A 17,016-nucleotide genomic window follows, 5' to 3' on the forward strand; every position below is an offset into this window, starting at 1 on the left:
ACCCACCTTGGCAGTTTATACCGATATCGCCGAAGACGATCTGAAATGGTTTCTCACCGAATATGATGCCGGTACGCTGCTCTCTTACAAGGGCATCGCGGAAGGCGTGGAGAATTCCAATTTCCTGCTGCACACATCCAAGGCGCCGCTCATCCTGACGCTTTACGAGAAGCGGGTGGAAAAGAGCGATCTGCCCTTCTTCCTCGGCCTGATGCAGCATCTGTCTGCCGGCGGCCTGTCCTGCCCACTGCCGCTGCCGCGCAAGGACGGCGCGCTGCTCGGCACTCTGTCGGGCCGTCCCGCCGCACTCATCTCCTTCCTTGAAGGCATGTGGCTCAGAAAGCCGGAAGCCAAACACTGCCGCGAAGTCGGCAAGGCGCTGGCGCAGATGCATGTTGCTGGTGAAGGTTTTGCACTGACGCGGCCAAATGCCTTGTCGCTGGAAGGCTGGCAGACGCTCTGGGACAAATCCGAGGCACGCGCCGACGAGGTCGAGCCCGGACTGCAGAACGAGATCCGCAGTGATCTCAATTTCCTGCGGGCCTATTGGCCGAAGGATTTGCCGGCTGGTGTCATCCACGCCGATCTTTTCCCTGACAACGTCTTCTTCCTCGGCGACGAGCTCTCGGGCCTCATCGATTTCTATTTCGCCTGCAACGATCTGCTCGCCTATGACGTTTCGATCTGCCTCAATGCCTGGTGCTTCGAGAAGGACGGCGCCTACAACATCACCAAGGGCATGCAGATGCTGGAAGGGTACCAGAGCGTGCGGCCGCTGAGCGAGGCGGAGATTAAAGCTCTGCCGGTTCTCTCCCGTGGCTCGGCGCTGCGCTTCTTCCTGACCCGACTCTACGACTGGCTGACAACGCCCGAGGGCGCGATGGTCACCAAGAAGGATCCGCTGGAATATCTGCGCAAGCTGCGCTTCCACCGCCAGATTTCCTCGCCCGCCGAATATGGACTGAGCCTATGAAGCACATCGATATCTTCACCGACGGGGCATGCTCCGGTAACCCCGGCCCCGGCGGGTGGGGCGCTGTGCTGCGCTACGGCGAGGTCGAGAGGGAACTCTCCGGTGGCGAGGCTGAAACCACCAACAATCGCATGGAGCTCCTGGCTGCCATTTCCGCACTGACTGCCCTGAAGGAGCCCTGCGAGGTCGATCTCTATACCGACAGCGCCTATGTGAAAGACGGCATTTCCAAATGGATCTTCGGCTGGAAAAAGAACGGCTGGAGGACATCGGACAATAAGCCGGTGAAGAATGCCGAACTCTGGCAGGCGCTGGAAGAGGCCCGCAACCGGCACAAGGTGACGCTCCATTGGGTCAAAGGCCACGCCGGCCACCCCGAAAACGAGCGTGCTGATGAGCTCGCCCGCAAGGGTATGGAGCCTTTCAAGAAGAGCAAGAAGGCAGGCTGATCAGGCCGCCTGCCGCTGCTCTGCCGTAGCATTCCGTATCAGCCGGTGCATATATTCGAGCTTTGTCACGACAGGCGGTGACAGCACGAAGGGATAGGAATCCGGCTGTCCCATGCTGCGCTGGATCGCGTTGATCGCAAGGCTGAGTGGCACCCAGGCGCCGACGAGCTGTTCGACGCTCTGTGCCCGATAGGGATTGAAATCCACTTCACCAGCGATCTCTTCATGCCCGCGCGGATCGATCGCGATGCCGAAGCCACGCGCCGTTTCCAGCGTATCGACGATGTGCAGGTAGTGCGCGAAGCATTCTGCGAAGTCTTCCCAAGGGTGAACGGAGGCATAGGCGCTGATGAAGGTCTCCTGCCAGCCTGCAACTGGCCCATTGGCATAGCGATCCTGTAATGCGGCGCCATAGTCCTGCCGCTCATCGCCGAAGACTGCGCGGAACTCGTCGAATCCATTGCGATCGCGGACCAGCTTGTTCCAGACGAAGTGCCCGGTCTCGTGGCGGAAATGGCCGAGCAGCGTGCGATAGGGTTCATCCATCGCCATGCGCGCCTGCTCGCGGGTCACATCGTCTGCTTCCGCTGCGCGGATCGCGATCAGCCCGTCCTCATGGCCGGTGATGGCCGGTACGACATTGCCGTCATTCTGCACGGTGTCTTCGAGAAAATCGAAAACGAGGCCGCCTTGCGGGTCTTCCCGCCGGTTGGGATGCGGCAAGTTCCAGCGCAGTAGCGAATAGAAGAGGTGGCGCTGCGCCTGGCTGATGCGGCGCCAGCGGTCGATCCCATCTTGCGTGTCGGTATTCGGCACCAGCCGGTTATGTCGGCAGGCGATGCAAAAATCATTGTTGTCATCGACCAGCCAGTTGCAGATGTCGAGGCCCGCATTGGCACAGAACTGCACAAGCCGGTTCGGATCGGAGACGAGCTGCCAGTTCGTCTCGTCGCGCGATTCCAGCGCATGCATGGAAAGATCGCGCGCGAAGAAGCCGAGGCGATGGTTGCAGCGCACGCACTGCCTGTTGTCGAAATGGATGACCTGATCGCAATTGTCGCAGGCAAACAGCCTCATGGCAGCCCCCTACAGGCAGGATATGATGGAAAATGCCCGCCGCACACTGATGCGACAGGCATTGCACCTATGAATAAGATGGGGCGTTAGAGCCGGTCGACAGCGCCCTTCAGCTTGTCCTTGACCTTGCCGCTCGCGACCTGGGCCTTGCCCTTGGCTTCCTGCATGCCGCCTTTGGCCTGCATTTCGCGGTTGCCGGTGGCCTTGCCGGCCGTCTTCTTCGCCTTGCCGGCCATCTCGTTGACCTTGCCGGAAATCTTGTCGCCAGTGCTACCCATGTGTATGTCTCCTCTCGGATCACGGACGGAGTATCCGTGTTTGCCGACAGGAAACGCCAGTGAACGAGTTTCGTTCCGGAATGATGCAGTCAGGCGTGGCCGGCTTCGGCCGAAAGCATGGCAGGCGTGATACCCATGCTGGCAAGCGCCCGCTCATACTTGTCATCGAGGCAGCGATCGAAGATCAACTCCTCATTGGCCGCGCAATTGAGCCAGCCATTGGAGGCCACCTCGTTTTCGAGCTGGCCCGCACCCCAGGAGGAATAGCCGAGCAGCATGGTGGCCCGCTTGGGACCGCCGCCCTTGGAGATGGCGCGCACGATATCGAGCGTTGCCGTCAGGCAGATATCGTCGCTGACGGGGATGGAGGAATCGCTGACATAATCGTCGGAATGCAACACGAAACCACGACCGCTCTCGACCGGCCCACCAGTCTGGATCGGAAACTCCCGCGCATCTTTCGGCAGCACGATGGAATCTTCCTGCTTGATCATGTCGAGATGCAGCAGGACATCGGTGAAGGTCAGGCTCTGCGGGCGATTGATGACAAAGCCCATGGCGCCTGCGTCCGAATGGGCGCAGATATAAATCACTGTGCGTGCGAAGTTGCGATCCTCCATGCCGGGCATGGCGATCAGGAACTGACCGTCGAAAAATCCGCGTTCCCGTCTGTTCTTCAGCGTTGCTAGGGACATGGTTCCTCCTGCCGCCAGACCGCACAAAGGCTCCGACAAGAGAAACATGGGGCAATGTCACAAATCAATCAACTGAAAATGAAGATTTATATGGGCGGGACTTCTGGCGGCAATTGGCAAGTTTCGGTAAACCCTTGTTCCATGAGAGTTATTTCATTGCTCGCGCGCGCGCCATTAATTGCAGTCATTTCGGCTGCGTCCATGCTCGGATTGCTGCGTCAGGCGCATGCGGAAATGAGTGACTGGGCGGAGAACGAGGGTGGCCGCATGCGTCTCGTGGCGCTGCCGCCGGACGCTGATGGCCATATAAGGGCAGGCCTGCAGATTGAGCCGAAGCCTGGCTGGATCACCTATTGGCGTGAACCGGGCAATAATGGCATCCCGCCGCAGATCACCATCGCACCGCAAAGCGGTGTAACGCTGGACGCCATTTCCTATCCCGTTCCGAAACATATCTCCAGCGGCAAGGTCGAGGATATCGGCTATGAGACACCGGTGACCCTGCCATTATCGCTGACGGCTTCGAAAGTGGGACCGGTCGTTCTCGAGGCCACCGCTTTCATCGGCATCTGCAAGGATATCTGCATTCCGTTCCAGGCGCAGCTTTCATTGAAATTTGGTACTGTCGCCCAGTCGCGCCCGCAGGAGGAAATGATCCTTCAGAGCGCCGCTGGCCGCCTTCCCGAAGCGCCGTCTGCCGATTTCGAGGTCGTGGCACACGGGATGTCACCCGACCTGAAGCAACTCTCGCTGAAGGTTACTCTGCCGGAAGCAGGGAATGGAACGCCCGAAATCATCGTCACCGGCCCGAGCGGTTACGCCTTCACCAAGCAGATGAATGTGGGGCGCAGCGGCAAGGCCTATTCCGCCGATATTGCCATCGGAAAGCTACCGAAAAACTACGATATCAAGGGCAAGCAGTGGGGGGTACTGATCGTTGACGGCGTCCGCGCCATGGAAACCACGCTTGCCTTTGATTGACCGCATCTTATAGTCCCTCTCAATCCCTATGCGGTCTTGCCGCAACCAGCCAGAACCGAGGAGAAAATCCATGACCATCGCGATCGGCGACAAGCTTCCTGCCGCCACCTTCAAGGAAAAGACCACAGACGGCCCGGTCGAAACCACCACCGAGCAGCTCTTTGCCGGCAAGCGCGTCGTGCTCTTCGCCGTACCCGGCGCTTTCACGCCCACCTGTTCGCTGAACCATCTGCCGGGCTATCTGGAAAACCGCGATGCCATCCTCGCCAAGGGCGTTGACGACATCGCCGTTCTCGCCGTCAACGACTGGCATGTCATGGGCGCTTGGGCGCAGTCTTCGGGCGGCCTCGGCAAGATTCATTTCCTCGCCGACTGGGATGCCGGGTTCACCAAGGCAGTCGGCCTCGATGCCGATCTCTCCGGCGGTGGCCTTGGTGTCCGCTCCAAGCGCTATTCCATGCTGGTCGAAGATGGGGTGGTGAAATCGCTCAACGTCGAGGAATCGCCCGGCCAGGCAACGGTTTCCGGTGCTGCCGCGATACTCGAACAGCTCTAAGCCGGAAAATCTCCCGTTGTTACGCAAGGGCGCCTTCTGGCGCCCTTTTTAATTTTGATCGCTGAAGTAAGCGTCAATGTCGCGCTGGGCATCCGCCGTTTTGCATCAAGAGCGGCTTCGCCTCATTCTTGCCATAATTGTTATAACATAACGGTAATGTTATTACATATAAGGATTGAGAATGCCGCCCGATCAGGAACGTTTCGCCGTCAGTCTCCTCGGGCAATCGGCACTTCTGCGCGCCTGCGGTGCGGTCGCCATCGTCGCACTTCTCTGGCTCGCGATCCATTGGGCGATCCTCCTGCCATGAGCGCGCCAGTCATTCGCCTCGACAATCTGACGGTCTCCTATGATCGTCATCCTGCTGTCCATCATCTCTCCGGCACGTTCCAGCCCGGCAGCCTGACAGCAATCGCCGGGCCGAATGGAGCGGGAAAATCCACGTTGCTGAAGGCGATCATGGGGGAGCTGCGTCCTGCCGAAGGGCGGGTGGAGCATCGGCTGCAACGCACTGATTTCGGCTATCTTCCGCAGGCGGCGGAGATCAACAGGCGTTTCCCGATCTCGGTGCTGGATACGGTGCTGCTCGGAAGCTGGCGTTCGGCCGGTGCCTTTGGCCGCATCGCAAAACAAGAAGCCGCATGTGCCCGCGACGCACTCGCCACCGTCGGTCTGGAAGGGTTTGAAAAGCGCCATGTCGGCTCGCTTTCGGCCGGCCAGTTCCAGCGCGTGCTCTTCGCCCGCCTGCTGCTGCAGAATGCGCGTATCATCCTGCTTGACGAACCCTTTACCGCCATCGATGCCCGCACGACGAGGGATCTGCTCGACATTGTCGTCCGCTGGCATGGCGACGGGCGGACGGTGATTGCGGTGCTTCATGATTTCGAGCAGGTGAGGGCACATTTCCCGGAAACCCTGCTGCTCGCCCGCAGGCTGATCGGCTGGGGGCCGACGCAGGAGGTCATGTCATCTGCCAATCTTCTGCAGGCCCGCGCCATGGCCGAACGCTGGGATGAGGATGCCGAAGCCTGCGAGCCGGCGGCATGACGGCCTACGATATCTTCTTCGCCCCTTTCGCCGATTATGGCTTCATGCGCCGGGCGCTTGTCGCCTGCCTGTGCCTGGGTCTCGGCTCCGGCCCCATCGGTGTTTTCCTGATGCTTCGCCGCATGAGCCTCATGGGGGACGCAATGAGCCATGCCGTGCTGCCTGGTGCTGCGGTCGGCTATCTCGTTGCCGGCTCGCTGTCGCTGACGGCAATGGGTATTGGTGGTCTCGTAGCAGGTCTTTCCGTTGCGCTACTGTCAGGTGTCGTCAGCCGTATGACCGTGCTGCAGGAGGATGCGAGTTTCGCAAGCTTCTATCTGGCGTCACTGGCCCTGGGTGTCCTCATCGTCTCTTTGCGCGGTTCGAACATCGATCTGCTGCATGTGCTTTTCGGCACGATCCTTGCCATCGACGCGCCGGCGCTGACGCAGATCGGTGCCATCACGTCGGTTACATTGCTGGCGCTCGCGATCGTCTACCGCCCGCTGGTCGCGGAATGTTTTGATCCGGGCTTCCTGCGCGCCGTCGGCGGGTGCGGGCCGGTCTATCATTTCCTCTTTCTGTTGCTTGTGGTGCTGAACCTTGTCGCGAGCTTCCAGGCGCTTGGCACGCTGATGGCCGTCGGCCTGATGATGCTGCCGGCGGCGATCGCCCAGCTCTGGTCCCGCAATCTGCCGGCCATGATGATGACAGCGGCGGCAAGTGCTGCGGCATCCGGCTATCTCGGCCTTATCGCCTCCTATCATCTCGAACTTGCCTCTGGCCCGACGATCATCATGACGGCGGCGCTGCTCTACGGCCTCTCCATCTTCTTCGCGCCGTCGGGCCTTGCCCGACGCTTCTTCCCCCGCCCGCATCTGAAGGGCTGATTACAGGAGACATCGATGTTACCTAGCAGACTGCTTCTCTCCGCCGCCTTGCCCGTGCTGATGACGCTTTCGGCCGTGCCGGCTTCGGCCGAAACGCTGAAGGTCGTTGCGTCCTTCACCGTGCTTGCTGATGTCGTCCGACAGGTCGGCGGCGATCACGTCAAGGTCACGAGCCTCGTCGGTCCGAACGGAGACCCCCATGAATTCGAGCCGTCGCCGGCCGATGCCAAGGCGCTGAATGCTGCAAAAGTTACCTTCGTCAGCGGTGAGGGGCTGGAAGGCTGGATGGACCGTCTCATCACCGCCTCCGGCTACAAGGGAAATCCGGTCACAGTGTCCGAAGGCATCAACACCCGCACGATGGAAGAGGATGGTAAAACCGTCACCGATCCGCATGTCTGGAACAGCCCTGTCAATGTGAAGGTCTGGGTCGCCAATATCGAGAAGGCGCTTTCCGCAGCCGATCCGGCTGATGCCGATGCCTTCAAGGCCAATGCCGAGAAATATACGAAGACGCTTGACGAGCTGGACGCCTATGCGCATTCCAAGTTCGACAAGATTGCCAACGATCGCCGCAACGTGCTGACCAGCCACGATGCCTTCGGTTATTTCGGCCGCGAATATAATGTCAGCTTCCTGGCGCCCCTCGGCCTCTCCACCGAAAGCGAAGCATCGGCCGCCGACGTTGCCAAGCTGATCGAGCAGATCAAGCAGGAGCACGTGAAAACCTATTTCTTCGAAAACTCCAACGATCCGCGCCTCGTCAAGCAGGTTGCCACTGCGACAGGCGCCGAGCCGGGCGGTGAGCTTTACGTCGAATCTCTCTCGGACTCGAAAGGCCCGGCCCCGACCTACGAGAGGATGTTCCGCTACAATGTCGACCAGCTCTCCGCCGCCATGGCGAAATCGAGCTGAGCTGACGGGATCTTAGAGAACGAAATCGAAAACCAGGAGGCCCGCCAGGCCTCCATCCGTCGACGAGACGATGCGCTCGCCGACGGTCACATGCTCGGGATGCACGAGATAGGTATCACGAGCCTCGGGGCTTTCGAAGGTCACGGCAAAGCCGTCGACGAAACCGCCATGCAGCCCCTCGGGCGAGACATTCGGCCCGTATTTAATGTCAAGAATTCCCGGGATCACCTGCTTCAGCGCCACGATGGCGTCGAACAGCGCCTGCTTATCGTCAGGTGTCATGGCGCTCTTCAGACGCATGAATACGCAGTGCAGGATCATAAGGTACCTCCCGATTATGTTTTCGGGCAGAATAGCGACGAAAACGACAAGGGCAACGATATTTCGCGCCCGCAGCCGCCAGACCTGTCGAAGGCCAACCCAGCCTACATCTGGTCCGCCACCGCCACCGGACGGTTATAGATCTTGCGGACGAGATCATGGGACAAGGCACGTGCAGCCGCCTTCTGCTCTTCCGTCATCGGCCGGCAGGTATCCTTGAGATTGGAGCCGTCTATGACGGTTGCTGCCCCGGAATTGGCGATGACGATATGCCAGCTGCAAGCGGCGACCTTGTCGATGATCACAGCACCTCGGCAACCAGTGGAGAGGCAGAAGGCTACAGTCACCTGCGCGCCATGATCGCCCTTGTGGGCAAGCGCATAGGCGGCGGTGAAATCCTCCTTCAATTTTTCGCAGCGCGCCGGCGCTGCTGCCGCCAGGCAGCTCAGCGAGGGCGGGTGAATTTCGGCGGCGTATACCGGAGAGACGCAAAAGGCGCCCATCGAGAGGGCGAGCAGAAGCTTGAGCATCGGATTTTCCTTGTTGCGCTGAGGCAGAGGCGCATATCGGCGGCCAATGGTCAATGGCCGCCGCAGGCAAGGAAAGCCGTATCGATCCAAGAGGTGCCAATTCCTCGGCAAATCCGATGAAACAGGCTCTGGGATCAGGCCCGCTTCGTCAGCGGAAACCGTTCCCTCAGCAGCCGCAGCACCGATTCCGACGGCATCGGCGGGCCGAAGAGATAGCTCTGGCCGTAGCTGCAGCCCATCTTGGCAAGTTCGATCGCATCCTCGTTGGACTCGATGCCTTCGGCCACCACCTTCATGTCCAGCTCGCGCGCCATGGCAATCACCGATTTCAAGATCGTCGCCTTCTTGTCGCTGTTGTCGCGCACCAGCGCCTTGTCGAGCTTGATCGTGTCGAAGGGGAAGCGGGTCAGGTAGGCGAGTGAGGAATAGCCGGTGCCGAAATCGTCGAGCGCCAGACCGAGGCCGGCCTCTTTCAGCTTTTGCAGTACGAGGCGAGCCTGTTCCGGGTTCTCCATCACCATGGATTCCGTCAGTTCCAGCTTCAGCCGCGAAGGATCGCAATGGGTCTTCGCCAGTACCGAACGGACATCGTCGTAAAGATCGTTGTTGAGAAGCTGCACGCTCGACAGATTGATGGAGACGAAGATCGGCAGCTCGCCGGTCTGGTTCTGCCACCCCATCAGGTCGTTGGTCGCCTGCTCCAGCGCGAAGATGCCGAGCGCGCCGATAATGTCGGAAGATTCGGCGATCGGGATGAATTCGGACGGCGGGATATTGCCGCGCTTGGGATGTTCCCAGCGCATCAGCGCCTCGAAGCCGGCGATCTCGACGTCCTCCAGCCGCGCAATCGGCTGGTAAACCATCGAAAGCTCCTTGCGCTCGATGGCGCGGCGCAGATCCGATTCGAGCTGCAGGCGATCGGTGCCGAAATCACGGAAAGCCGGCTGGAAGGGTTCCACTCGATTGCCGCCGGCGCGTTTGGCCCGGTACATGGCAAGCTCGGCGTCGCTGAGCAGACCCGACGCACTCTCCTGCTGGTCCACCCAGGAGGTGAGACCGATGGAGGCCGTCAGGATGATCTCGCGGTTGGAGAAGTTGATCGGCACCATGATCGCCTTGCTCATCGCATCGGCGAAATCGGCAACCTTGGCCGGATCATGCTCGGAAACGAGAATGAGGCCGAACTGGTCGCCGGAAAGGCGCGCCAGTGTATCCTGCGGCTTCAGAAGGCGGCGCAGGCGGCGGGTAAGCGCGATCAGGATATTGTCACCGGCGGCGACACCGAGGGAATCATTGACCAGCTTGTAGCGGTCGATATCGATCACCATGACGGTCGGGCGCAGCGTCTCGCCGCCCGGTGCCAGCGTCAGCACCGACTGCAGGCGGTCGATGAACACCTGCCGGTTCGGCAGGCCCGTCAGGTTGTCGTGAAGCGCATCGTGCAGCAGCCGTTCGACGGAATTCTTCTGCTCTGTCACGTCGACGATCGTGCCCACGCAGCGGATGATCTCGCCATTCGAGCCGAGTACCGGCCGGGCGCGGATCAAGAGCCAGTGGAAGTGACCGTCTTCGGCGCGGATGCGGAACTCATGGTTCAGCCGCCCGCGGCGATGTTCCAGCAGCACGTCCAGCGTCGCCCGGAAACGGTCGCGATCGTCAGGATGCAGCCGCGGCAGCCAGTTGCGCGCCGCACCATGCATCGTGCCCGGTGAAAGCCCGAGCTTCACGGAAACATCGGGAATAGTAACGACGCGATCGCGCGCCACATCCCAGTCCCAGACCATATCGCCCGAGCCCGTCAGCGCCAGCGACTGGCGCTCGAGATCGGAGAACAGCCCCTGCTGGAACGCGCCGCCCGCAAAGGCGTGCTGCATGACGGTAAAGCCGATCAGCAGCACGATGAGGACGAGGCCACCGCCGAGTGCTGGCTGGATGATGTCATTGTCGAGCCGGCCGGTGATCGTCATCCATGCGCCGAACAGCCAGACGAGCGTCAGCGCCCATGCCGGCACGAGCAGGATGGCGCGGTCATAGCGGTTGAAGCCGAGATAGATGATCAGCAGCAGACCGGTCGCCGCCGTCAGAGCGAAGGACAGCCGAGCAATGCCAGCCGCAATCGATGGATCGTAGATTGCGACGCCAAACAGCAGCGCGAGGCCAAGAACCCAGGCAAGCGTGGCATAGCCGAGATGCACATGCCATCGGTTGAGATTGAGATAGGTAAACAGGAAGATCACGAAACTGGAGGCGAGCGACACCTCCGCACAGGCGCGCCATATTCGTTGATCCGCAGAGGCGACGCTGATCAGCTTTCCGAGAAAGCCGAAGTCGACGCAGATATAGCCGAGCACTGCCCAGGCAAGCGCCGCCGTCGCCGGCAGCATCGAGGTTCCCTTGACGACGAAAAGGATCGTCAGGAAGACCGCGAGCAGGCCGGCGATGCCGAGCACGATGCCGCGATAGAGCGTGAAGGCGTTGATCGTGTCCTTGTAGGCATCCGGCTCCCACAGATAGATCTGCGGCAGGTCGGGTGTGGCAAGCTCGGCGACGAAGGTGATGACGGCGCCAGGGTTCAGCGTGATGCGAAAGACATCGGCCTCGTCGCTCGGCTGGCGGTCGAGCGCAAAACCTTCGCTCGGCGTGATCGCAATAATGCGCTGCGAGCCGAGATCGGGCCAGAACAGCTTGGAATTGACGAGACGGAAGTGCGGCGCGACGATGACGCGCTCAAGCTGTTCTTCCGAAACATTGGCGAGCGCAAAGACTGCCCAGTCGCCCTGATGGTTTTCCGAACTTGCGCGCACTTCGATACGCCGGCGGATACCATCGGCGCCGGCCGCGGTGGAAACCTGGAAGGCCTCGCCCTGGTTGGCGTAGATTTCAGTCGTGGCAGTCAGGTCCAGCGCAGTATCGTCGCGGGAAATCTTAACCGGTTCGGCCGCCTGCACGGTTCCCGCCGCAAGGGCGAACACCGACAGGAGAAGGGCTGCGATCACCGCGATCACTCGTCCGGACGGTGACGTCAGCAGCATGCGGTCTTTGTTCATCGGCTGTTGGGTTTCCTGCCTGTATCCGCGTCGGTGGCTAAGCGTGAAAACATCACGTGATCATGCCACTGACCGTTGATCTTCAAATATCCGCGCAGGTAGCCTTCCCGCTGGAACCCGGCTTTCTCAAGCAGGCGAATGCTCCGTGCGTTGTCTGGAATACAGGCTGCTTCGATACGGTGCAACTCAAGCCCTGTGAAGATATAGGGAATAACCAATTGAAGTGCGGCGAACATATGTCCCTGGCCGGCATAACGCTCGCCCATCCAGTAGCCGATCATGCAGCTTTGGGCGGCCCCCCGGCGGATATAGCCGATGGTGATGCCGCCGACGAGCGTCATATCCTTTCTCAGAAAAATGAAGAGCGGGATCGCCTGCCCGGAGGCATATTCCTGCTTGCCGCGGATGACGCGGGCGCGAAACGAGCCTTCGGTCAGCTCGTCGCGCCGCCAGGTCGGCTCCCAGGGTTCCAGAAAGCGGCGGCTGTCGGCGCGAAGCCGGTGCCACTGGTTGAAATCCTGGTAGCGCGGCAGGCGCAGGACATATTTATCGTTCTCGAGTTCGACCGCTTCAGGCTGTCGCGAAAGGAACCGAAAAACCGATTTTGGCATCGATAACCCCCGGCGCAACGTATGTGTCGGTCAGCGGCTTGCCTGCTTCGTCTTCGGTGCCGGAACCGAAAGCGAGGCGGTGATGTCTTCCATCGGGGCAAGCTGCTCGAGCGGACCGATCGCCGAAAGCGTCGGGACGGTATCGTAGAAAAGGCGACCGGCAAGATCGGTCAGGCGCTCGACGGTGATACCCTCTAGCCGCTCCATCATTTCCGGATTGGAGATCGGACGGCCATAAAGCATCATCTGCCGGGCAATCTGGCCGGCGCGGGCGGCGGGGCTTTCCTGGCCCATGAGAAGCTGGGCGCGGATCTGCGCCCGGGCGCGCTCGATTTCCTTCTGGTCGATATTGTCCGCCGACTTGTGCAACTCGTCGATGATGACCGGCACCAGCTCCGGCAGATTCTCGCCACCGGTTGCGGCATGGATGCCGAAGATGCCGGTGTCGGAAAAGCCCCAGTGGAAAGCGTAGACGGAGTAACAGAGGCCGCGAAACTCGCGTACTTCCTGGAAGAGGCGGGAGGACATGCCGCCGCCGAGGATATTGGCGAGGATCTGTGAGCAGTAGAAATCGCGGGCATGATAGGCCTTGCCCTCGAAGCCGAGCAGTATCTGCGCGTCCATGAGGTCGCGCGGCTCGCGCACATTGCCGCCGATATAGCGTGCAGCCTCCATGACTGGCGGCGCGTTGGGCGTGGTCGGCAGGCTGGCGAAGCGGTCCTCGACCATGCGCACGAACTCGTCATGCTCGACGGCGCCGGTTGCGACCACGAACATCCGGTCGGTCGTGTAGTTACGGCCGAGATAGGTGCGGATCTGCTGCGGCGTGAACGAAACGACGGTCTCCGGCGTGCCGAGGATCGGCCGGCCGAGCGTCTGGCCACGATAGGCGACCTCGGAGAAGCGGTCGAAGACGACATCGTCGGGCGTGTCGTTGGCCGCGTTGATCTCCTGCAGGATGACCTGCTTCTCGCGCTCCAGCTCTTCTTCCTCGAAGGCGGATTCTGTCAGAATATCGGCGAGGATATCGACGGCGAGCGGCACGTGATCCTTCAGAACGCGGGCATAATAAGAGGTCGTCTCGGTGGAGGTCGCGGCGTTCACTTCGCCGCCGACATCCTCGATTTCCTCGGCGATCTCACGGGCGGTACGTCGTGCCGTTCCCTTGAAGGCCATGTGTTCGAGCAGGTGGGCAATGCCGTGTTCGTCTTCCGTCTCGTTGCGCGAACCTGATTTGATCCAGACTCCGAGCGCAGCGCTTTCAAGGTGCGGCATGGTCTGTGTGACTACTGTCAGCCCGGATTTGAGCCGGGTGCACTCAACTGTCATGTGCTATCTTTCTGCGCCTGCCGTCATCTAGCTGCGGGCATGCTTGCCGATAAAAGTTTCAACCGCTTTGAGCTCGGGCTCGATGATCTGGAAGCGCTCCTCCCTGTGCATCACATCAGCAAGCCACGTCGGAAGCGCCGGGTCAATACCGGAGGCGGATTTTACGGCAGCCGGGAATTTCGCCGGATGGGCGGTGGCAAGCGTCACCATCGGCGTATTCGGCTTTTCGCGCTTGGCGGCGACGAAGACGCCGATCGCCGAATGCGGATCGAGCAGATAGCCGGTTTCCGCATAGGTCTTGCGGATCGTTTCCGCCACCTGGCGTTCGCTCGCGCGGCCGGCACGGAAATCCTTCTTGATGAATTTCAGCGCTTCGGGCGAGATCTCGAAGCCGTTGGATTGCTTGAGGCTTTCCATGGCGGCGCGAACCTTGGAGGCGTCGCGGTCATAGGCCTCGAACAGCAGTCGCTCGAAGTTGGAGGATATCTGGATATCCATGGAAGGCGAACTCGTGGCCTTCACCGCTTTCATGTCATAACGGCCGGTCTTCAGCGTCCGCGCTAGGATATCGTTCTCATTGGTGGCGATGACGAGCTTGTCGATCGGCAGGCCCATGCGCTTGGCACAATAGCCGGCGAAGATATCGCCGAAATTCCCAGTCGGTACCGTGAACGAGATCTTCCGGTCCGGTCCGCCGAGTGCGATCGCTGTCGTGAAATAATAGACGATCTGGGCCATGATGCGCGCCCAGTTGATCGAGTTGACGCCCGAGAGCTTCACCTTGTCGCGGAAGGCCGCGTCGTTGAACATGGCTTTGACGAGGTTCTGGCAATCGTCGAAATTGCCTTCGACGGCAAGCGCATGCACATTGCCTGATGTCGACGTCGTCATCTGCCGCTGCTGTACCGGCGAGACCTTGCCATGTGGGAAGAGGATGAAGATGTCGGTGCGCTCACGGCCGGCAAAGGCGTCGATCGCAGCGCCACCGGTGTCGCCCGAGGTGGCGCCGACGATGGTCGCCCGCTCGCCGCGCTTTTCCAGGGCGTAATCCATCAGGCGGGCAAGAAGCTGCATCGCCACATCCTTGAAGGCGAGCGTCGTGCCGTGGAAAAGTTCCATCACGAAACTGTTCGGGCCGGTCTGTACCAGCGGCGCGATCGCCGGATGGCGGAAGGTGCCATAGGCTTCGTCGATCATGGCCCGGAAGGTCTCATCGGGGATTTCGCCATTGGTGAAGGGCGAGAGGATGGTGAAGGCGATCTCCTGATAGGTCTTGCCGCGCAGCGCGCGGATTTCCTTCTTGGAAAAGCTCGGCCATTTGCGAGGAACGTAGAGCCCGCCATCGCGCGCCAGCCCCGCCAGAAGGGCGTCGCAAAAGCCGAGGGAAGGGGCCTCGCCGCGGGTCGAGATATAGTCCACGTTCGTCATCCTTGATCTATGGCTGGAGAAATTCGGCGCGCAAACGGGACGCTGCCGTTCGGCCGAAAAGAGGGGGCTTAACGGCCTGTCGGGGCAGTGCCGCAGGTATCCTATTGAACTTGCCCGCATCCGGCGCCGAAAAGTGCATCAAAACGGTGCTTACCCAATCGATTTTTCTTTGCGCCGCTGATATAGACCATCGCCAACTGTCATGAAAGGCCTTGCGCGAAAGTCGCAAGCACCTAGAAGAAAAGCGTTTGCAAGGGGTGGAATATCGTGCTCGGCAAGGTCTCTCGTCTCATCGTTTCCGCATCCCTTCTTGCGGCTCTTGCCGGCTGCAATTCGCTCGGCCTCGGCGGCGATAGCAAGCCTGAAGCTGCAAGTGCGAGCAGCGGTCCCGCTCCGCTTCAGCCGAACGGCAATGCCCAGATCATGCCGGTCGCGCCGACCAGTCCTTCGTCGAGCCAGGCTCCGATCGGCACCGGCGTTACCGCGCAAGGAACGGTCGCGCCCGTTGTGCAGGGTGCATGCCCGCAGATCTTCATGCGTGACCAGGACGCGATCTACCGCACCTATGCGAAAGGTGCGAAGACCGGTGATCCGCAGCAGGTCGTCTTCCAGGCATCTTTCGGCGACTATAGCCGCCAGTGCATGCTCAACGACACGGCGCTCTCCATGACCGTCGTGGCGCAGCTTCGTCTTGTTGCCGGCCCAGGCGGGACGCCAGGCCCGGTCACGCTGCCGATCCGCATCTCGGTGCTGGATGGACAGGACGTCCTGTCGTCCGAAGTCGTCAATTTCCCGACGCAGATCCCGGCTGGCGCGCCGGCCACGCAGGTCATCTTCCGCCACGAGGGCATCAAGATGCCGGTCGGCTCCGGCGCGCTGGTCCGAGTCAATGTCGGCTTCGACAATCAGCCCGCCAAGAACGTCAAAAACTCCAAGAAGAAAAGCAGCTGAGGCGCCGGCTGCTGACAATCGCTGAGCCCTGATGGCTTCGCGAAGGCGGGCGCGCCTCTGCAAACAAAAACCCGTTGCGTGAATAAGAGCCGCCGTTTCTTGGAGGCACTAGGGCAGCGAAGGCGCTGCCCTTAGAGCACGCCTTCCCACTCTGCCAATGCGGCGACAACGCCTGGCAGATCGTTCATGCGGGAAATTACCGTCTCCGCGCCCGCATCCGTCAGTTTATCAGCATGCGAGGCATAGGTGTGCGAACCGCCGGTGAAGCCGATCACCCGCATGCCGGCAGCGCGTGCAGCATGAACACCATGCGTGGAATCTTCGACGACAACGGTCCTGGAGGGCGAAACGCCCATCTGGCTTGCGCCGTGAAGGAAGATATCGGGCTTCGGCTTGGCACGGTCGGGACCGAGATCCTTGGCGGAGAAGATATTGGGGGCGAAGAGCTTCTTCAGTCCGACCTTGCCCAGCATCATGTCAAGCCGCTGGCTCGACGAGTTCGAGCAGATGCAACGCTTCATCGACAGGCGGCTGACGGCGAATTCGACGCCGGGAATGGCCTGCACTTCCTGTTCGAGCCTGATGTCCAGAAGCTTCTGCGACTGATCGAGCAGCGATGCCGAAATCGGAATGCTGGCTTCCCGTTCGATTTGGAAGAGGATATCGCGCCAGGTGAGACCGGCGAAGCGCTCGTTCATTTCCTCGACGCTGATCGGATAGCCTGCTTCCGTCAGCAGCTTGGATTCAACATCCGCTGCGATGATTTCGGAATCGACCAGAACGCCGTCGCAGTCGAAGATGATGAGGTCGAAGCCGTCCATATACTCATGCCTTGTTTGGGGATGATGGGGCTTTACACGATGGCCGCCGAAAGCTCAACCGATGACCGGGCATGGCTGGATTGCGCCATGCGGGCGGCTTTGCCGTAACGGCTGTCATATGACCTCGACAAGCCCTGC

Annotated in this window: 19 protein-coding genes; 9 read left to right on the plus strand and 10 right to left on the minus strand. The window is 60.6% G+C overall.

Going from position 1 to position 17,016, the window contains the following annotated elements; translation table 11 throughout:
• Nucleotides 1–7: 7 nt before the first annotated feature.
• Together AB4Z13_RS04570 and rnhA are read left to right on the plus strand one after the other, a co-directional pair.
• Nucleotides 8–973, plus strand: coding sequence for a homoserine kinase (locus AB4Z13_RS04570; RefSeq protein WP_113323083.1), 966 nt, complete (start codon nt 8–10; stop codon nt 971–973).
• Complete coding sequence (gene rnhA, locus AB4Z13_RS04575; protein ID WP_113323084.1) at nt 970–1,422, plus strand: ribonuclease HI; 453 nt, start codon at nt 970–972, stop codon at nt 1,420–1,422. The genes AB4Z13_RS04570 and rnhA overlap by 4 nt, the downstream gene beginning before the upstream one ends.
• Here the strand turns inward: rnhA and AB4Z13_RS04580 are convergent, their stop codons facing one another.
• The 3 genes from AB4Z13_RS04580 to AB4Z13_RS04590 all read right to left on the minus strand — a co-directional run bounded on the left by AB4Z13_RS04580 (nt 1,423) and on the right by AB4Z13_RS04590 (nt 3,472).
• Nucleotides 1,423–2,499, minus strand: a complete 1,077-nt coding sequence (locus tag AB4Z13_RS04580; protein WP_439014265.1) for a zinc-binding metallopeptidase family protein — start codon at nt 2,497–2,499, stop codon at nt 1,423–1,425.
• An 86-nt stretch (nt 2,500–2,585) separates the two neighbouring features.
• Nucleotides 2,586–2,777 (minus strand): CsbD family protein, encoded by a 192-nt coding sequence (locus tag AB4Z13_RS04585; RefSeq protein ID WP_037105617.1) that lies wholly within the window; start codon nt 2,775–2,777, stop codon nt 2,586–2,588.
• Between the two features lie 89 nt (nt 2,778–2,866).
• Nucleotides 2,867–3,472 carry a YqgE/AlgH family protein gene (locus tag AB4Z13_RS04590; RefSeq protein WP_007818010.1) on the minus strand — a complete coding sequence of 202 codons (606 nt, stop codon included), beginning with the start codon at nt 3,470–3,472 and terminating at the stop codon, nt 2,867–2,869.
• 141 nt (nt 3,473–3,613) lie between these two features.
• Between AB4Z13_RS04590 and AB4Z13_RS04595 the strand changes: the two genes are divergently transcribed.
• The 6 genes from AB4Z13_RS04595 to AB4Z13_RS04620 all read left to right on the plus strand — a co-directional run bounded on the left by AB4Z13_RS04595 (nt 3,614) and on the right by AB4Z13_RS04620 (nt 7,840).
• Entirely contained in the window at nt 3,614–4,453 is an 840-nt protein-coding gene (locus tag AB4Z13_RS04595; protein ID WP_439014266.1) for a protein-disulfide reductase DsbD domain-containing protein, read from the plus strand.
• A 70-nt stretch (nt 4,454–4,523) separates the two neighbouring features.
• Nucleotides 4,524–5,009, plus strand: a complete 486-nt coding sequence (locus tag AB4Z13_RS04600; protein WP_439014267.1) for a peroxiredoxin — start codon at nt 4,524–4,526, stop codon at nt 5,007–5,009.
• A gap of 181 nt (nt 5,010–5,190) precedes the next feature.
• A complete protein-coding gene (locus AB4Z13_RS04605) occupies nt 5,191–5,319 on the plus strand; it encodes a hypothetical protein (RefSeq protein ID WP_439014268.1) in 129 nt (42 codons plus the stop codon).
• Entirely contained in the window at nt 5,316–6,056 is a 741-nt protein-coding gene (locus tag AB4Z13_RS04610; RefSeq protein WP_439014269.1) for a metal ABC transporter ATP-binding protein, read from the plus strand. The genes AB4Z13_RS04605 and AB4Z13_RS04610 overlap by 4 nt, the downstream gene beginning before the upstream one ends.
• Nucleotides 6,053–6,925 carry a metal ABC transporter permease gene (locus tag AB4Z13_RS04615; protein WP_439014270.1) on the plus strand — a complete coding sequence of 291 codons (873 nt, stop codon included), beginning with the start codon at nt 6,053–6,055 and terminating at the stop codon, nt 6,923–6,925. The genes AB4Z13_RS04610 and AB4Z13_RS04615 overlap by 4 nt, the downstream gene beginning before the upstream one ends.
• 15 nt (nt 6,926–6,940) lie before the next feature.
• On the plus strand, nt 6,941–7,840 hold the full coding sequence (locus AB4Z13_RS04620) for a metal ABC transporter solute-binding protein, Zn/Mn family (protein ID WP_439014271.1): 900 nt from the start codon (nt 6,941–6,943) through the stop codon (nt 7,838–7,840).
• Nucleotides 7,841–7,852: 12 nt separating this feature from the next.
• Here the strand turns inward: AB4Z13_RS04620 and AB4Z13_RS04625 are convergent, their stop codons facing one another.
• The 6 genes from AB4Z13_RS04625 to thrC form a co-directional block, all read right to left on the minus strand.
• On the minus strand, nt 7,853–8,161 hold the full coding sequence (locus AB4Z13_RS04625) for a Dabb family protein (protein ID WP_113323091.1): 309 nt from the start codon (nt 8,159–8,161) through the stop codon (nt 7,853–7,855).
• A 104-nt stretch (nt 8,162–8,265) separates the two neighbouring features.
• Complete coding sequence (locus tag AB4Z13_RS04630; RefSeq protein ID WP_113323092.1) at nt 8,266–8,691, minus strand: hypothetical protein; 426 nt, start codon at nt 8,689–8,691, stop codon at nt 8,266–8,268.
• Nucleotides 8,692–8,825: 134 nt separating this feature from the next.
• On the minus strand, nt 8,826–11,738 hold the full coding sequence (locus tag AB4Z13_RS04635; protein WP_439014272.1) for an EAL domain-containing protein: 2,913 nt from the start codon (nt 11,736–11,738) through the stop codon (nt 8,826–8,828).
• Entirely contained in the window at nt 11,735–12,349 is a 615-nt protein-coding gene (locus AB4Z13_RS04640; protein WP_113323094.1) for a GNAT family N-acetyltransferase, read from the minus strand. Before AB4Z13_RS04640 ends, AB4Z13_RS04635 begins: the two co-directional genes overlap by 4 nt.
• Nucleotides 12,350–12,379: 30 nt before the next feature.
• Nucleotides 12,380–13,678 carry a M16 family metallopeptidase gene (locus AB4Z13_RS04645; RefSeq protein ID WP_113323095.1) on the minus strand — a complete coding sequence of 433 codons (1,299 nt, stop codon included), beginning with the start codon at nt 13,676–13,678 and terminating at the stop codon, nt 12,380–12,382.
• A 27-nt stretch (nt 13,679–13,705) separates the two neighbouring features.
• Entirely contained in the window at nt 13,706–15,106 is a 1,401-nt protein-coding gene (thrC, locus tag AB4Z13_RS04650; RefSeq protein WP_439014273.1) for a threonine synthase, read from the minus strand.
• Nucleotides 15,107–15,370: 264 nt separating this feature from the next.
• On the opposite strand from thrC, the gene AB4Z13_RS04655 reads away from it, so the two are divergent.
• Nucleotides 15,371–16,057 (plus strand): hypothetical protein, encoded by a 687-nt coding sequence (locus tag AB4Z13_RS04655; RefSeq protein ID WP_439017176.1) that lies wholly within the window; start codon nt 15,371–15,373, stop codon nt 16,055–16,057.
• 131 nt (nt 16,058–16,188) lie between these two features.
• Here the strand turns inward: AB4Z13_RS04655 and AB4Z13_RS04660 are convergent, their stop codons facing one another.
• Nucleotides 16,189–16,878, minus strand: a complete 690-nt coding sequence (locus AB4Z13_RS04660; RefSeq protein WP_113323098.1) for an HAD-IA family hydrolase — start codon at nt 16,876–16,878, stop codon at nt 16,189–16,191.
• Nucleotides 16,879–17,016 lie beyond the last annotated feature (138 nt).

The sequence above is a fragment of the Rhizobium sp. YAF28 genome, assembly GCF_052113285.1.
Lineage (GTDB): Bacteria > Pseudomonadota > Alphaproteobacteria > Rhizobiales > Rhizobiaceae > Rhizobium.

Coding starts and splice junctions, on each gene's coding strand:
- AB4Z13_RS04640 (WP_113323094.1), bottom strand. CDS start 12,349: ATGCCAAAATCGGTTTTTCGGTTCCTTTCGCGACAGCCTGAAGCGGTC.
- AB4Z13_RS04605 (WP_439014268.1), top strand. CDS start 5,191: ATGCCGCCCGATCAGGAACGTTTCGCCGTCAGTCTCCTCGGGCAATCG.
- AB4Z13_RS04590 (WP_007818010.1), bottom strand. CDS start 3,472: ATGTCCCTAGCAACGCTGAAGAACAGACGGGAACGCGGATTTTTCGAC.
- AB4Z13_RS04615 (WP_439014270.1), top strand. CDS start 6,053: ATGACGGCCTACGATATCTTCTTCGCCCCTTTCGCCGATTATGGCTTC.
- AB4Z13_RS04585 (WP_037105617.1), bottom strand. CDS start 2,777: ATGGGTAGCACTGGCGACAAGATTTCCGGCAAGGTCAACGAGATGGCC.
- rnhA (WP_113323084.1), top strand. CDS start 970: ATGAAGCACATCGATATCTTCACCGACGGGGCATGCTCCGGTAACCCC.
- AB4Z13_RS04610 (WP_439014269.1), top strand. CDS start 5,316: ATGAGCGCGCCAGTCATTCGCCTCGACAATCTGACGGTCTCCTATGAT.
- AB4Z13_RS04580 (WP_439014265.1), bottom strand. CDS start 2,499: ATGAGGCTGTTTGCCTGCGACAATTGCGATCAGGTCATCCATTTCGAC.
- thrC (WP_439014273.1), bottom strand. CDS start 15,106: ATGACGAACGTGGACTATATCTCGACCCGCGGCGAGGCCCCTTCCCTC.
- AB4Z13_RS04630 (WP_113323092.1), bottom strand. CDS start 8,691: ATGCTCAAGCTTCTGCTCGCCCTCTCGATGGGCGCCTTTTGCGTCTCT.
- AB4Z13_RS04600 (WP_439014267.1), top strand. CDS start 4,524: ATGACCATCGCGATCGGCGACAAGCTTCCTGCCGCCACCTTCAAGGAA.
- AB4Z13_RS04660 (WP_113323098.1), bottom strand. CDS start 16,878: ATGGACGGCTTCGACCTCATCATCTTCGACTGCGACGGCGTTCTGGTC.
- AB4Z13_RS04620 (WP_439014271.1), top strand. CDS start 6,941: ATGTTACCTAGCAGACTGCTTCTCTCCGCCGCCTTGCCCGTGCTGATG.
- AB4Z13_RS04645 (WP_113323095.1), bottom strand. CDS start 13,678: ATGACAGTTGAGTGCACCCGGCTCAAATCCGGGCTGACAGTAGTCACA.
- AB4Z13_RS04635 (WP_439014272.1), bottom strand. CDS start 11,738: ATGAACAAAGACCGCATGCTGCTGACGTCACCGTCCGGACGAGTGATC.
- AB4Z13_RS04595 (WP_439014266.1), top strand. CDS start 3,614: ATGAGAGTTATTTCATTGCTCGCGCGCGCGCCATTAATTGCAGTCATT.
- AB4Z13_RS04625 (WP_113323091.1), bottom strand. CDS start 8,161: ATGATCCTGCACTGCGTATTCATGCGTCTGAAGAGCGCCATGACACCT.